Annotated in this window: 15 protein-coding genes and 1 pseudogene; 8 read left to right on the top strand and 8 right to left on the bottom strand. The window is 38.2% G+C overall.

Translation table 11 applies throughout. The annotated features are described in order from the left end of the window. Position 1 precedes the first annotated feature (1 nt). The 3 genes and pseudogenes from rbsC to HT714_RS01380 all read left to right on the top strand — a co-directional run. Positions 2 to 946, top strand: coding sequence for a ribose ABC transporter permease (rbsC, locus tag HT714_RS01390; protein ID WP_119943467.1), 945 nt, complete (start codon positions 2 to 4; stop codon positions 944 to 946). A 103-nt stretch (positions 947 to 1,049) separates the two neighbouring features. After that, positions 1,050 to 2,015 (top strand): substrate-binding domain-containing protein, encoded by a 966-nt coding sequence (locus HT714_RS01385; RefSeq protein WP_000691495.1) that lies wholly within the window; start codon positions 1,050 to 1,052, stop codon positions 2,013 to 2,015. A gap of 77 nt (positions 2,016 to 2,092) precedes the next feature. Then, positions 2,093 to 2,233: pseudogene (locus HT714_RS01380) on the top strand (NUDIX hydrolase); the annotation flags it as partial. On the opposite strand, the gene HT714_RS01375 reads toward HT714_RS01380, so the two are convergent. The 5 genes from HT714_RS01375 to coaB form a co-directional block, all read right to left on the bottom strand. Beyond that, entirely contained in the window at positions 2,230 to 2,745 is a 516-nt protein-coding gene (locus tag HT714_RS01375; protein WP_138707768.1) for a transcription repressor NadR, read from the bottom strand. The pseudogene HT714_RS01380 and the gene HT714_RS01375 sit on opposite strands and share 4 nt — an antisense overlap. Positions 2,746 to 2,756: 11 nt before the next feature. After that, positions 2,757 to 3,284 carry an ECF transporter S component gene (locus HT714_RS01370; protein WP_173225856.1) on the bottom strand — a complete coding sequence of 176 codons (528 nt, stop codon included), beginning with the start codon at positions 3,282 to 3,284 and terminating at the stop codon, positions 2,757 to 2,759. Between the two features lie 442 nt (positions 3,285 to 3,726). Beyond that, the gene (locus HT714_RS01365) at positions 3,727 to 4,290 is read right to left on the bottom strand and encodes an ECF transporter S component (RefSeq protein ID WP_173225858.1); all 564 of its coding nucleotides are present in this window, start codon (positions 4,288 to 4,290) and stop codon (positions 3,727 to 3,729) included. Beyond that, entirely contained in the window at positions 4,274 to 4,825 is a 552-nt protein-coding gene (gene coaC, locus HT714_RS01360; RefSeq protein ID WP_173225861.1) for a phosphopantothenoylcysteine decarboxylase, read from the bottom strand. Before coaC ends, HT714_RS01365 begins: the two co-directional genes overlap by 17 nt. A gap of 11 nt (positions 4,826 to 4,836) precedes the next feature. Beyond that, positions 4,837 to 5,526: a phosphopantothenate--cysteine ligase gene (coaB, locus tag HT714_RS01355; protein WP_173225863.1), complete on the bottom strand. Its 690-nt coding sequence runs from the start codon at positions 5,524 to 5,526 to the stop codon at positions 4,837 to 4,839. Between the two features lie 187 nt (positions 5,527 to 5,713). Between coaB and HT714_RS01350 the strand changes: the two genes are divergently transcribed. From HT714_RS01350 to radC, 5 genes are all read left to right on the top strand, one after another. Then, positions 5,714 to 6,829, top strand: coding sequence for a hypothetical protein (locus HT714_RS01350; protein WP_188110136.1), 1,116 nt, complete (start codon positions 5,714 to 5,716; stop codon positions 6,827 to 6,829). Further along, positions 6,822 to 8,297 (top strand): hypothetical protein, encoded by a 1,476-nt coding sequence (locus HT714_RS01345; protein WP_173225865.1) that lies wholly within the window; start codon positions 6,822 to 6,824, stop codon positions 8,295 to 8,297. The genes HT714_RS01350 and HT714_RS01345 overlap by 8 nt, the downstream gene beginning before the upstream one ends. Before the next feature lie 174 nt (positions 8,298 to 8,471). Continuing rightward, the gene (locus HT714_RS01340; RefSeq protein ID WP_173225867.1) at positions 8,472 to 10,142 is read left to right on the top strand and encodes a formate--tetrahydrofolate ligase; all 1,671 of its coding nucleotides are present in this window, start codon (positions 8,472 to 8,474) and stop codon (positions 10,140 to 10,142) included. Positions 10,143 to 10,301: 159 nt separating this feature from the next. Beyond that, a complete protein-coding gene (gene pcrA, locus HT714_RS01335) occupies positions 10,302 to 12,593 on the top strand; it encodes a DNA helicase PcrA (RefSeq protein WP_173225869.1) in 2,292 nt (763 codons plus the stop codon). 42 nt (positions 12,594 to 12,635) lie between these two features. Then, positions 12,636 to 13,316, top strand: coding sequence for a DNA repair protein RadC (gene radC, locus HT714_RS01330; RefSeq protein ID WP_033688879.1), 681 nt, complete (start codon positions 12,636 to 12,638; stop codon positions 13,314 to 13,316). Here the strand turns inward: radC and HT714_RS01325 are convergent. From HT714_RS01325 to HT714_RS01315, 3 genes are all read right to left on the bottom strand, one after another. Further along, a complete protein-coding gene (locus tag HT714_RS01325) occupies positions 13,313 to 14,002 on the bottom strand; it encodes a gamma-glutamyl-gamma-aminobutyrate hydrolase family protein (RefSeq protein WP_173225871.1) in 690 nt (229 codons plus the stop codon). The two genes, radC and HT714_RS01325, sit on opposite strands and share 4 nt — an antisense overlap. Positions 14,003 to 14,019: 17 nt before the next feature. Further along, positions 14,020 to 14,661, bottom strand: coding sequence for a redox-sensing transcriptional repressor Rex (locus HT714_RS01320; RefSeq protein ID WP_000653417.1), 642 nt, complete (start codon positions 14,659 to 14,661; stop codon positions 14,020 to 14,022). Between the two features lie 82 nt (positions 14,662 to 14,743). Continuing rightward, on the bottom strand, positions 14,744 to 14,959 hold the full coding sequence (locus tag HT714_RS01315) for a DUF4649 family protein (RefSeq protein WP_173225873.1): 216 nt from the start codon (positions 14,957 to 14,959) through the stop codon (positions 14,744 to 14,746). Positions 14,960 to 14,966 lie beyond the last annotated feature (7 nt).

Genomic DNA, 14,966 nt, shown 5'->3' with positions numbered 1-14,966 from the left:
TGTGAAAAATACTATGAAGTATATGTCAGAATTGACAACAGTAATAGCATTGATAATTTTAATGGCTGTCATCACTATTATCAATTCAAATTTTTTAACAGCAAATAATCTGTTAAATTTACTATTGCAAGTAACATCAAATGCACTGATTGCTTTTGGAATGACTTTTGTTATTCTAACAGGTGGAATTGATTTATCAGTAGGATCAATTTTAGCCTTATCCAGTGCGCTAACAGCTGGTTTATTAGGATCTGGAATGCCTGTTGCGTTAGCAATTCTCATCTCTTTAATTTTGGGTTGCATTCTGGGGATGATGAATGGGTTATTGATTTCCTACGGGAAATTAGCTCCATTTATCGTTACTTTAGCAACTATGACTATTTTTAGAGGCGCAACACTTGTTTATACAAATGGGAATCCTATTACAAAAGGATTAAGTGATACATTCTTATTTCAATTTTTGGGGCAAGGTTACATAGTAGGAATTCCATTTCCTGTAATTATTATGTTTATTGTATTTATTGTTTTATATGTTTTACTTCATAAAACAGCATTTGGTAAATCTGTGTATGCTATAGGGGGGAATGAAAAAGCAGCATATATATCAGGTGTGAAACTAAATAAAGTGAAAATTATCATTTATTCAATTTCAGGTATGATGGCTTCAATTTCTGGATTGATTATAACATCACGCTTAAGTTCTGCTCAACCAACAGCAGGTGCTAGTTATGAAATGGATGCTATTGCAGCTGTTGTTCTTGGGGGAACCTCATTATCAGGAGGTAAAGGTCGTATACTGGGGACTCTAATAGGTGCTTTAATTATTGGAGTTTTGAATAATGGACTTAATATTATTGGTGTTTCAGCATTTTGGCAGCAAGTAGTAAAAGGAGTTGTAATTTTAATTGCTGTTCTGATTGATCGTTTTAAAGTTGTAAAACAGTAGAATCATTTTCAATTTTTTTGGAAATAGCAACAATTTATTAGATGACGAACAATAGTCGGGATGGAAACTATCCCTATAGATATATATTACGAGGAGTAATAACATGAAAATTATTAAAAAAATTAGCATTTTTGCTTTGTTTGTAACATTTATTTTTGCTTTAGTAGCTTGTGGAAAAACTGGTTTAGGAAATTCATCAAATGATAATAAATCTACGACTCAAAAGTCGGCAAAAGAATTAAAATTAGGAGTTTCTATTTCGACTACTAACAATCCCTATTTTGTAGCTATGAAAGATGGTCTTGAAAAAGCCGCAGGAGAAAAAGAAGTAACTTTGAAGATAGCAGATGCACAAGATGATGCTGCTAGACAAGCAGATGATATTCAGAATTTTATTAGTCAAAATGTAGATGCTTTACTAATTAATCCAGTTGATTCTGATGCAATTGTTACATCTATTAAAGCTGCTAATAATGCAAATATTCCAGTAATCTTAATTGACCGCGGTAGTAATGGTGGTGAAGTCTTGACAACTGTTGCTTCTGATAACGTAGAAGCAGGTAAAATGGCTGCCGAATTTATTACCAAGCAATTGGGAGAAAAAGCAAAAACTTTTGAATTATCAGGAGTCCCTGGTGCTTCTGCAACAGTAGATAGAGGTAAAGGATTTGAACAAATTTCAAAGACAAATTTAGATGTTCTTTCTAGTCAATCTGCTAATTTTGATCGCGCAAAAGCTTTGAATACAGCGCAAAATATGATTCAAGGAAACAAAGAAGTACAAGCAATCTTTGCACAGAATGATGAGATGGCGTTAGGAGCTGCACAAGCAGTAAAAGCAGCTGGTCTTAGCAATGTATTAATTGTTGGTATTGATGGTCAACCAGATGCACATGATGCTATTGCAAAAGGTGATATTACTGCCACTATTGCTCAGCAACCAGCTAAGATGGGTGAAATTGCTATTCAATCAGCAATAGATCATTATCAAGGGAAAAAACTGGAAAAAGAAACAGTTTCTCCAATTTATCTTGTGACTAAGGATAATGTTGATCAACATAACTGGTGATATATTTTCAATAAGTAGGTACTTATTCATCTTCATTCAATGTAGTTTTTAAATATCATTGTTACTATTTGAGCTATTGGATTCAAAAAGACCAGATTCCAAACTTGAATCTGGCCTATGATATGCTACCCTTGATGGAGATGATGGAAACTCCGGACAAATCTGAATTTTTCTACCCTCGCCGTACAGAAGACGATTGGGAAAAGAAAATTTTCTAATCCTTTACTAAATAACCTAGCTGATCCAAGGCCTCCTCGATATAGCGGAGGTCTTGTTGTGTTTCAGCTTCGACTAGGTGGTAATGGATGCCATCTGTCAATTCAGACAGAGGTCTAAAGTCAGAATGCTCGACTTGTTCTAGAAAATGTTGCACGTCTCGGCGGCAAGACAGTTTCAGCAAGGTTTCAATTTCTCCATAAACGGGATGGTCAATCAAGGTATTCTGGACACGCCCTCCATTATCGATGATAGCAAGGAGTTCTTGACCGATTTCTTCAACTTCATGTTTGACTTTAAAAAGTTTGTGAACATAAGGATTGGTTTCAATTTGCTTATAGATATAACCACGATTGGTAGATAGAATTGGAGCTCCATCAGCTCTTAAAATTGCAATATCTTGAACAATAACTTGTCGAGTGACATGAAAATGTTCAGCCAAACTTTGGCCATTGAGGGCTTTAGGAGCTTCTTTCAAGAGTTGGAGCAGGGCTTGTTTGCGATCTTTTGTCATAGTTCTTCCTTTTAACGGCGTTTTCGAAGCACTTTATAGACAGCTAGTGCTAATGTATAGTCTACCATACTATGGATAATTGTGCCAAATCCAACTAGTACAAAGAGAACATAAAACATATTTTCTACATTGGTACCGGAAGTTGCGTAAAAAACGACACAGGCCAATACTTCAGCAAGGGCATGAACAACAGCCAAAACAAAGTTGAAAATCAAGGAAGCTTTTGGTTTATCTAGGGTATCGGGGAATTTTTGTAGGTAAAGAGCTCCCAAAGTCCCAAAAAAGATATGGGAAAAAGCTCGAAATACGATAACCATAGGATAGCCAGCCATCAAAAATCCAAAACTAGAGGCTAGGATGACAAAAACAGCCATCAAGGGCGATAAGAACATGGCGATAAAAATAGCAATGTGGCTCCCCAAAGTGTAAGAAGCAGGTGGAATGACAATCTTAAAAGGCATAACAATTGGAATCAAAATCGCAATAGCCGTTAAGAGGGCAGTCATTGTCATAAATTGTGTCTTTTTCCGTGTATTCATAAGAATCTCCTTTTTAACTGTATATACACTAGTATAGTACAATAAACAAGACAATAAATCAAGTATTTACTTGGGTTTATAGGTCGTTTTTTAGTTAATACTCTTCGAAAACCTCTTCAAACCATGTCAGCTTCCATCTGCAATCTCAAAACAGTATTTTGAGCTGGCTTCGTCAGTTCTATCCAGAACCTCAAAACCGTGTTTTGAGCAACTTGCGGCTATCTTCCTAGTTTACTTTTTGATTTTCATTGAGTATAAATATAGTAGTTTGAAACTGGAAGAGTATATCATGAATGATAAAATATTTCTAGAAATTAATTTGAATTCCCTAATCTATTTGTTGGTATCTTATTTCAATATATTTTACTGGTAAAAATTTCACTAAAAAATAAAATATACAGAACAAAATCTCCACCTTCAAGCATGAAAGCGGAGATTGTTTTTATTTCTTCAAAGTTTGTAATCTTGGAACAATGGCTAGGGTTAGAACTGCGGAAATGACTAATTCGGCAATTGAATTTGTTGAGATAACGGTTGCTAGGAGTTTTTGGATATTACCATCAAAAACATTTCCAAAAAGGTAGAAAATTCCACCGAGTACAAAGACTGTGTTGGTAAGTGAACCAAGGGCACCAGCTAAAATCAGACCAGTTTTATTTTTCATCAGTTTATAGACCAGATAAGGAGTTAAACCAATCAAAATACGTGGGACGATGGCAATGATAGCTGAGTAGATGTTCCCATTTGGTACAAATGGTGAGAAGAGGTAGCTTGTCGGTAGAATTGTAATTGTGTTAACCGTCAAGCTAAGTAGCCCCATCAAAAATCCAAGTGTAACCCCAACTCGTGGACCGTAGATAATGCTGGCAATAATGACAGGAATATGAACAATGGTCGGTTTGATTGGAAATGGAAAAAGGTTAAAGGCAAGCGAGCTCAGAAAGTGTACAACGAGCATGGTTGCAAAAAAGATAGCAATAGGTGCAATATTAGAGCGTTTTTTCATCGAGAGTTTCCTTTATTCTTTCTAAAATAATTGTGAGGTCAGCTAAAGCTCCTCGTCCATGGTCTCCACAAGCTAGTAGGGATTCCTTCGGAGCAATCAGCTGATAGCCGTATGTTTCTAATGTTTTCAGATTAGTCTGAGTTGCCGGATGGTCATACATTTTTGTATTCATAGCAGGAGCTATTAGTTTAGGAATATTTTTGGGCAAGGCTAGAGCTATGCTGGTTACCATGTTGTCAGCATAGCCGTGGGCTAGCTTTGCAATGGTGTTAGCTGTTGCAGGGGCTACGATAAATAAATCTGCCTTTTTTCCAAGTTCGATATGATTAATCTGATTAGGATAGGGTTCCTTCATGACATCCAGGTGGACAGGATTCTGTGATAAGACCTGTAGTGTCAAAGGTTGGATAAACTCTGTAGCGGCCTGAGTCATTAAAACCGTGACTTGATGACCTTGTTTTTTTAGAGAACTGACTAAATCTGCCGACTTGTAAGAGGCGATTGACCCCGTTACAGCCAAGAGAATATGTGCCATATCTTTCCTTTCTAAGAATGGTAGGCTTGAATTTTTTCAAGGAGGAGTTCTGCAATTTCTTCTTTAGTCTGGACTGTTTGAAGATGATCTTTCTCAACAAAGATAGCACGATGCTTGTCTGTTGAAATTTGAGTCTGGTCATTTGCAATGATTAAGTCTGCTTGATTATTGATAAGACTTTTTCTAGCAATGTCAACCAGATGGTCTTCGTTAACATCAACCAGCAGTTTGAAACCAATCAGATGAATAGCAGGATTCCATTCCTTGACTAGAGAGATGATTTTGGGTGTTTTTTTCAGGAACAAAACCTGAACCTCGTCAATTGAAGAAATCTTAGCCTGATGATTTTGCTTGCTTAAAAATTCTTCCAGATTGGAGCTAGCCTGAACTTCCTCAAACCCTGTCATATAGACAGGAGTGTAGTCAGAAACAGCCATTGAGTGGATCAAGACTTGATAGTCCTTGACACGTTCTTGCATTTCAAGGAGAAGGTCGTTTGTATTGTTAATTTCTTGAATGCTTAGGTTGGGATGGGCTTCTGGCTTTAGAGCTCGTTTTGTTGTTATCAAACAAACTTTATGCCCTGCAGCAAGCAAGGTTTCTGTGATGATTTTTCCCAAGTGACCTGTAGAATGGTTAGTGATAGAGCGGACACTATCAATAGCTTCACTGGTACCGCCCGATGTAACTAAAATTTTCATAGCACTATTGTACACAAAAATAAACGGTAAGTAAAATGAAAGTGATGAAAATTAAGTAAATTAATATATGGTCGATTTTGACAATCTCTCCTGTTTATAGGATAATAGAAATATATGCAATAAGGAGAATGCTGAATGAATTTTTTTTAAATTTGCTGACAATTTTACAAAAGAAGCTAGTAAGGTATTGAATGATGCTGGATCCGCTACCAGTAAAGTATTAAATGAAGCAGGTAAATTTACTGGAGAAGCTATTACAGAGTCTGTAAAAGTTATTGAAGATGTTTCAAGTCAGGTTGGCGATGTTATCACAGATGTTTCTGAAAAAGCTATTGGGGTAGCTAGTGATGTGGTAGAACATGTAACTAAAGCTTCATCGGAAACTTTTAATGAAGCAGGTAAAATAGTGAATAATACGAAAGAACAAATTGATGCTGTTGACCTTTTTAATTCTAAACTTAGACAAGAAGCTGTCGAGGGATATAAAGAATCTATAAGATTGTATAACGATGAAGCTGATAATTTAGCTAATAAATCAACAGAACTCTATCAGATTAGGGAAAAAGCGGTCAAAGTTGTAAAAATTATTGAAGAAAGAATTAGTAAGCTAGCAAATAAGCCAAAAGAGTTTGAAACAAAATTAGAAGAAATTGATGTTGAAATTCAGAATTTTGAAGATAAGCAAATTGCTATTTCACAGTCAATTAAGGAAGCTGAATTAGCAAGTGGTAGCACAGCGACTACGGCTTCTCTTAGCGCATTAGGAGTAACAGTTGCAACTTTAGGTCCTACTGCCGCTATGGGTGTTGCAACTACATTTGGTGTTGCATCAACAGGTACTGCAATTTCAAGTTTGACAGGTGCTGCAGCAAATAGCGCCGCTCTGGCTTGGTTAGGTGGTGGAAGTGTAGCAGCTGGTGGCGGTGGAGTGGCAGCCGGTAACGCATTTTTAGCATTGGCTGGTCCTGTCGGTTGGGGAATTGCAGGCGTTATGTTGACCGCTTCTGTAGGCGCTGGTGTAGTAGCTAATAGGAAAAATGAAGAAGTTGCAAAAGAGGCTATAGAGGAACAGAAAAAGGTAGAATTGTTGGCTAGACAACTTAAAGAAAAAGTAATAGAAGTTACGGAATTAATAGAATTAACTGAAAAACAAACAGAAGGAATTTATTTAGCCAATTTATCTTTAACTGGAATGGACTATAGCTTATTTACTGAAGATGAAAAATATAAAGCAGGTAATTTAGTGAATTCAACACTATCACTGACAGCTATGATAAATAAGGAAATTAAAATAAATGGTTAATCAAATTTTTAATCAAGCATTTAACCAAGGTATTGGAGCATATATCAATTGCTTAAATAACTTAAGAATTCAAGACTTACAAATTGCTATGAAAATGATTGAGGATGAAGCTCGTAATGTCATTTTAAACAAGGACAATGCCTCTAAAATCTTAAACTATGCTAGAGATAACATTGAAGACGTTATTCTAAAGAATCGTGGAGGTGAATACGGCGGTCACGGTTTTATTGCTGAATTTGCAGAAGCAGGAATTGTGAATGCGAGAAGAGCTTTTGAAGGATTACATCCTATTGTAAAAGTATTGAATGATAATGGACCAGCTGATTTGTTAATTGGTAGAAATACCATTCAAATGAAGTTTTATAATAATTTACGTGATGAACTAGCTCAATCATTTAATTACAGTGCAAAAATGAGAATGATGTTTCCAAAAGATCACGTTCTAGTATTTGAAAAAATAATGGCTGGGGCCAAAGAAGTTGAATTTAATGGTAAACGATTATCTATTAAACAAATTACGGATATACGACAAATGATTAATGATATTACCGAAAGCAAGGGACTTACTTCATATAAATCTTGGATGAAATCATCTGTTCTAAATTATGATGATGCTCAAAGAAATTCAATAAATTCCATTTTAGATTCCGAGGAGAGGAATATTTGTAAAACTGTCAGACTAAAACAACAAGAGTTAAATAGAAAACGGTTAGTAGCACAAAAAAATTCATTACCAAGAATAAAAGAAGCTAACAAGATTGCAAGGAACGCCGCTTTTTTACAGGGGGGGTTAGCTTTGATGTCAAGTGTGTATGGAAAATATAAAGATGGAAAAAGTATTTTCGAATTCGAACAATCAGATTGGTTAGATTGTGGATTGAATACAGCTGAAGGAGTTGTAAAGGGTGCAATATCTGGGTATTCCATTTACGGATTAACAAATGTCTTGGGGATTAGTGCTCCAAATGCCAGTGCTTTAGTTACGGCAACTTATGGAATGATAGACATTGTTCTAAAGTATAGATCTACAGAAATAACCCAAGATGAATTTATGAATCTCTTGATATTAAATGTAATGGATGCTTCCTTTGCAACAATTGGTGCTTGTATTGGTCAAGCAATGATTCCTATACCAGTTCTAGGTTCTGTAGTAGGTTCAATAGCCAGCTTAATCATTTGGGAAATAGGGAAGGGAATATTAAATGATAGCGAACAAAAAATCATTCAAGACTACCAGGAAAATCTGAATAATTACATAAAAATATTAGATAAGCATTATCTTGCTATTTATAATGAAATCATAGAAAAATATAAAAAACTGGGTAAATTACAAGATTACTCGTTTGATTTATCGTTAAACACTAAACTTAGTTTTGAATATTCTATTGAGTTGGCAGAAAAATTAGAAATTGAAGATACAATAATTTTACATAATTTATCTGAAATTGACAGCTATTTTCTTGACTAAATTATTTTTTCATTATTCTATAGTTTCAAACTATAAAGCCATATAAAATTTAAGAAAGGACTCTAAAAATCTTAAAAACAGGGATATTTACGAACGTTTAGAGAGTTTAAGGATGTTAAAAATCTTGTTTTGTGTTATAATGAATTATCACATTAGAGGTTAGAGGAGTTTTGAATGAAAACAGATATTGAAATCGCACAGAGTATTGAGTTGAAGCCAATCGTTGATGTTGTAGAGAAACTTGGTATTTCTTACGATGATTTGGAGTTGTATGGAAAGTACAAGGCTAAACTCAGCTTTGATAAAATTCGTGCAGTTGAGAGCAATCCAGTTGGGAAATTGATTTTGGTTACTGCTATCAACCCAACACCTGCAGGTGAAGGGAAATCAACTATTACCATTGGTCTAGCGGATGCCTTGAACAAGATTGGCAAGAAAACCATGATTGCTATCCGCGAACCATCTCTTGGTCCAGTAATGGGGATTAAGGGTGGTGCTGCTGGTGGTGGTTACGCCCAAGTGCTGCCAATGGAAGACATCAACCTCCACTTTACTGGAGACATGCATGCCATTACAACTGCTAATAATGCTCTTTCAGCATTGATTGACAACCACTTGCACCAAGGGAATGAGTTGGGGATTGACCAACGTCGTATCCTCTGGAAACGTGTAGTGGACTTGAATGATCGTGCACTTCGTCATGTAACCGTTGGACTTGGTGGTCCTCTAAACGGTATTCCTCGTGAGGATGGTTTTGATATTACAGTTGCTTCTGAAATCATGGCAATTCTTTGTTTGGCGACTGATATTGAAGATTTGAAACGCCGTTTGGCTAATATCGTTATCGGTTATCGTTATGATCGTACACCTGTTTCTGTTGGCGATTTGCAGGTTGAGGGTGCCTTAGCATTGATTTTGAAGGATGCTATTAAGCCAAATCTGGTTCAGACAATTTACGGTACACCTGCTTTTGTACACGGTGGTCCATTTGCCAATATTGCTCATGGATGTAATTCAGTCTTGGCAACAAGCACAGCCCTTCACTTAGCTGATTACACAGTCACAGAAGCTGGTTTTGGTGCTGACCTTGGTGCCGAGAAATTCCTTGATATTAAGACACCAAACTTGCCAACATATCCAGATGCAGTAGTTATTGTTGCAACCCTTCGTGCCCTTAAGATGAATGGTGGCGTGGCTAAGGATGCTCTTACAGAGGAAAATGTAGAAGCAGTTCGTGCCGGTTTTGCCAACTTGAAACGCCATGTTGAAAATATCCGTAAATTTGGTGTACCTGCAGTTGTAGCAATCAATGAATTTGTCTCTGATACTGAAGCTGAAATTGCAGCCTTGAAAGAACTTTGTGACTCAATCGATGTACCAGTTGAATTGGCTAGTGTCTGGGCTGATGGTGCAGAAGGTGGAGTAGCACTTGCCGAAACAGTTGTCAAAACCATCGCTGAAACCCCAGCTAACTATAAACGTTTGTATGACAATGACCTTTCTGTCCAAGAAAAGATTGAAAAGATTGTCACTGAAATCTACCGTGGTAGCAAAGTAAATTTTGAGAAGAAAGCTCAAACGCAAATCGCTCAAATTGTTCAAAATGGTTGGGACAAATTGCCAATCTGTATGGCTAAAACTCAATACAGTTTCTCAGACAATCCAAATGCACTTGGAGCACCTGAAAACTTTGAAATTACCATTCGCGAATTGGTGCCAAAATTAGGTGCAGGCTTCATCGTTGCCTTAACTGGCGATGTCATGACCATGCCAGGTCTTCCAAAACGACCAGCAGCTCTCAACATGGATGTTGAAAGTGACGGAACCGTTCTAGGCTTGTTCTAATAGTTTAATTGAAATCAAATGAGTTTGGAAATAATATCCAAGCTCATTTTTTATCTAGATATAAGAAGTTGCCTTCTACACGTAACCAGTCTAGTTAAAGATATTTTCCTTGATTTTTGATATAATAGAAATATTGACTTCAAGAGTAAGGAAGAGAAGATGAACGCATTATTAAATGGAATGAATGACCGTCAGGCTGAGGCGGTGCAAACGACAGAAGGTCCCTTGTTGATCATGGCGGGGGCTGGTTCTGGAAAGACCCGAGTTTTGACCCACCGTATCGCTTATTTGATTGATGAAAAGCTTGTCAATCCGTGGAATATCTTGGCTATTACCTTTACTAATAAGGCTGCGCGTGAGATGAAAGAGCGTGCTTATAGCCTCAATCCAGCCACTCAGGACTGTTTGATAGCGACCTTTCACTCCATGTGTGTGCGTATTCTGCGTCGCGATGCGGACCATATTGGCTACAATCGTAATTTTACTATTGTGGATCCTGGTGAACAGCGAACTCTTATGAAACGCATTCTTAAGCAGTTAAACTTGGATCCGAAAAAATGGAATGAACGGAGCATTTTAGGAACTATTTCCAATGCTAAGAATGATTTGATTGATGATGTGGCTTATGCTGCCCAAGCTGGAGATATGTACACGCAAATCGTGGCCCAGTGTTATACAGCCTATCAGAAAGAGCTTCGTCAGTCGGAGTCGGTTGACTTTGATGATTTGATTATGCTGACTCTGCGTCTCTTTGATCAAAATCCTGATGTCTTGACCTACTACCAGCAAAAATTTCAGTACATCCATGTTGATGAGTACCAAGATACCAACCACGCACAGTACCAATTGGTTAAACTCTTGGCTTCCCGTTTTAAAAATATCTGTGTGGTTGGGGATGCTGACCAGTCCATCTACGGTTGGCGTGGTGCTGACATGCAGAATATCTTGGATTTCGAGAAAGATTATCCCCAAGCCAAGGTTGTTTTGTTGGAGGAGAATTACCGTTCCACCAAAATCATTCTCCAAGCGGCCAACGAGGTCATTAAAAACAATAAAAACCGCCGTCCTAAGAATCTCTGGACTCAAAATGCTGATGGGGAGCAAATCGTTTACTATCGTGCCAATGATGAGCTGGATGAGGCTGTATTTGTAGCCAAAACCATCGATGAACTTGGTCGGAGTCAAAACTTCCTTCACAAGGATTTTGCAGTTCTCTATCGGACTAATGCCCAGTCCCGTACTATTGAGGAAGCCTTGCTTAAGTCCAATATTCCTTATACAATGGTCGGAGGAACCAAGTTCTACAGCCGTAAGGAAATCCGCGATATTATCGCTTATCTTAATCTTATTGCCAATTTGAGTGACAATATCAGTTTTGAGCGTATTATCAACGAGCCTAAACGTGGAATTGGGCCAGGTACAGTTGAGAAAATCCGTGACTTTGCGAATATGCAAGATATGTCCATGCTAGATGCTTCAGCTAATATCATGTTATCTGGTATCAAGGGTAAAGCAGTCCAGTCTATCTGGGATTTTGCCAATATGATTCTAGATTTACGAGAGCAGCTAGATCAATTAAATATTACAGAGTTGGTTGAGGCCGTCCTAGAAAAAACAGGTTACGTCGATATTCTAAATGCTCAAGCGACCTTAGAAAGCAAGGCTAGGGTTGAAAATATTGAAGAGTTCCTTTCTGTGACGAAAAACTTTGATGACATCTCTGATGGGCCAGAAGAGGAAACTGGTCTGGATAAACTGAGTCGTTTCCTAAATGATTTGGCCTTGATTGCAGACACAGATTCAGGCAGTCAGGAGACATCAGAAGTGACCTTGATGACCCTGCATGCTGCCAAAGGTCTTGAGTTTCCAGTTGTCTTTTTGATTGGGATGGAAGAAAATGTCTTTCCGCTTAGCCGTGCAGCTGAAGATCAAGATGAATTAGAAGAAGAACGCCGTCTGGCCTATGTAGGAATTACGCGTGCAGAGAAAATTCTCTATCTGACCAATGCCAACTCGCGCCTGCTTTTTGGTCGTACCAACTACAATCGTCCGACTCGTTTTATTAACGAAATCAGTTCAGACTTACTTGAGTATCAAGGGTTGGCTCGTCCAGCAAATACAAGCTTTAAAGCATCATATAGTAGTGGTGGCCTTGCCTTCGGTCAAGGTATGAGTTTGGCGCAGGCCCTCCAAGACCGTAAACGCAGTGCTGCTCCAAAAACTATCCAGTCAAGCGGTCTCCCATTTGGTCAATTTATAGCTGGCACAAAATCAGCGTCTAGCGAGGCAAATTGGTCTATTGGTGATATTGCCCTCCACAAGAAATGGGGAGAGGGAACTGTTCTGGAAGTTTCAGGTAACGGAGCTACTCAGGAATTAAAAATCAATTTCCCAGAAGTAGGTTTGAAAAAACTTTTAGCTAGTGTAGCCCCAATTGAGAAAAAAATCTAATTTTCCATCCTTCTCACGAATAATAAAGTGAGGAGGATTTTTATGTACAGTATTTCATTCCAAGAAGATTCACTATTGCCAAGAGAAAGACTAGCCAAGGAAGGAGTAGAAGCGCTCAGTAACCAAGAGTTGCTAGCTATTTTACTTAGGACAGGAACACGTCAAGCCAGCGTTTTTGAAATTGCCCAGAAAGTCTTGAACAACCTTTCAAGCCTAACGGATTTGAAAAAAATGACCCTGCAGGAATTGCAGAGTCTGTCTGGTATCGGTCGTGTTAAGGCTATAGAGTTGCAAGCTATGATTGAATTGGGGCATCGTATTCATAAACATGAGACCCTTGAAATGGAAAGTATTCTCAGCAGTCAAAAGTTGGCCAAGAAGATGCAGCAGGAATTGGGACATAAAAAACAAGAGCACCTGGTGGCGCTCTATCTCAATACTCAAAATCAAATCATCCATCAACAGACCATTTTTATCGGTTCTGCAACTCGTAGTATCGCTGAACCGCGAGAGATTCTTCACTATGCCATCAAGCATATGGCGACTTCACTCATCTTGGTTCACAATCATCCTTCGGGAGCAGTAGCTCCTAGCCGGAATGATGATCATGTCACTAAACTTGTCAAAGAAGCCTGTGACCTGATGGGAATTGTCCTCTTGGACCATTTGATTGTCTCACATTCTAGTTACTTTAGTTACCGTGAAAAGACGGATTTAATCTAAAGGTCATTAACGACATAGTCAAAGAGGTTTTTATCTTTGGGACGATTTTCAAATAGAAATTCTGGGTGCCATTGGACACCGAGAAAGGGAACATCATCCGTACTCATGACAGCCTCAATGATACCATCTTTAGGATCATGAGCTGCAATCTTTAAATTTGGTGCTAAATCCTTGATGCTCTGGTGGTGGAAGGAGTTGATATGGGAAATTTCTCCATAGATTTCTCGAAGAACTGTATCAGGCTCTGTCACCAAGCGTTGAGTTGTGTACTCGGCAGAACAATCCTGCCAATGGTCTTCGATATCTTGGTACAGAGTTCCGCCCATGGCAACGTTAAAAAGCTGAGTCCCACGACAGACAGAGAAAATCGGCTTTTGCTGTTTGATAGATTCCTTGATGAGGGCTAGTTCGAAGATATCTCTTTGAAGGTGGTAGTCATCGCTATCAATGGTTTTTGGTTCACCATAGAATTTTGGATCAACATTTTGCCCACCTGTCAAGATGAGCTTGTCAATCATACTGATATAGTGGCAGGCCATTTCTTGATCACCAATCGGTAGGATGATGGGAATCCCTCCAGCGTCTTTAACGCCTTCAACAAAGCCTTTTGCTGCGTAGCTCATCATGATGTCATCATCAGGATGAGTTTTTTCGTTTCCTGTAATCCCTATAACTGGTTTTTTCATAAAATGATTTTCGCTTTCTAATCCTCTTTTCGCATGAAATAGAGGAGGGTTTGGAGTTCACTTGTCAAATCGACATACTGAACGACCACATCTTTTGGTAAATGCAGATGGACTGGTGAAAAACTAAGAATTCCTTTTACGCCAGCATCAACCAAGAGATTAGCGACCTCTTGTGACTTGACGCTGGGAACGGTCAGGATAGCAGTCTTGACATCAGCATCCTTGATTTTATCCTTGATTTGAGAAATTCCGTAAATGGGAATCCCGTCAGGAGTTTGGGTACCGACTTCAGGATGGTCATCTAGGTCAAAGGCCATGATAATCTTCATCTTGTTACGCTCGTGGAAGCGGTAGTGGAGAAGGGCATGGCCCATATTTCCAATACCTACTAGCATGACATTGGTAATGGAGTTATCATTGAGCAAATCGGCAAAAAACGTCATCAGTTTTTTGACATCATAGCCAAAACCACGACGACCTAGTTCACCAAAATAGGAAAAATCACGACGAACTGTCGCTGAATCAATACCGATAGCCTCTGCAATTTGTTTAGAGTTGGCACGTTCAATCTTTTCTGCATGAAATCTCTTAAAAATTCGATAGTAGAGAGAGAGTCTTTTCGCTGTAGCTTTTGGAATAGCAGACTGTTTATCTTTCACAAAATCACAACCTTTCTATTCTTCTATTTTATAGAAACATTGTGAAAAAATCAACAAAAACAAGAAAAAACTAAGAAAAATCTTAGTTTTGTTGTAAAAAATCTGCATGTGATAGAAAACGGTAGAGGTCTCCGACCAGACCTTGGTAAACTTCCTGCCCTTTAAAGGTCAAAGAAGTTACATAAAGTGTATCTGGCAGAGTCACACATCCTGACAGAGCTAGCATGAGAGCCTCATAATCTTCATACTTGAGAGTCCGCTCTACATGATAGCTGTCTTTATAGGTCAGTTGAAACATATGGGAC

The sequence above is a fragment of the Streptococcus sp. 3705 genome, assembly GCF_013277145.1.
Taxonomy (GTDB): Bacteria; Bacillota; Bacilli; order Lactobacillales; family Streptococcaceae; genus Streptococcus.
This window is presented reverse-complemented; position numbering and strand designations above follow the sequence as displayed.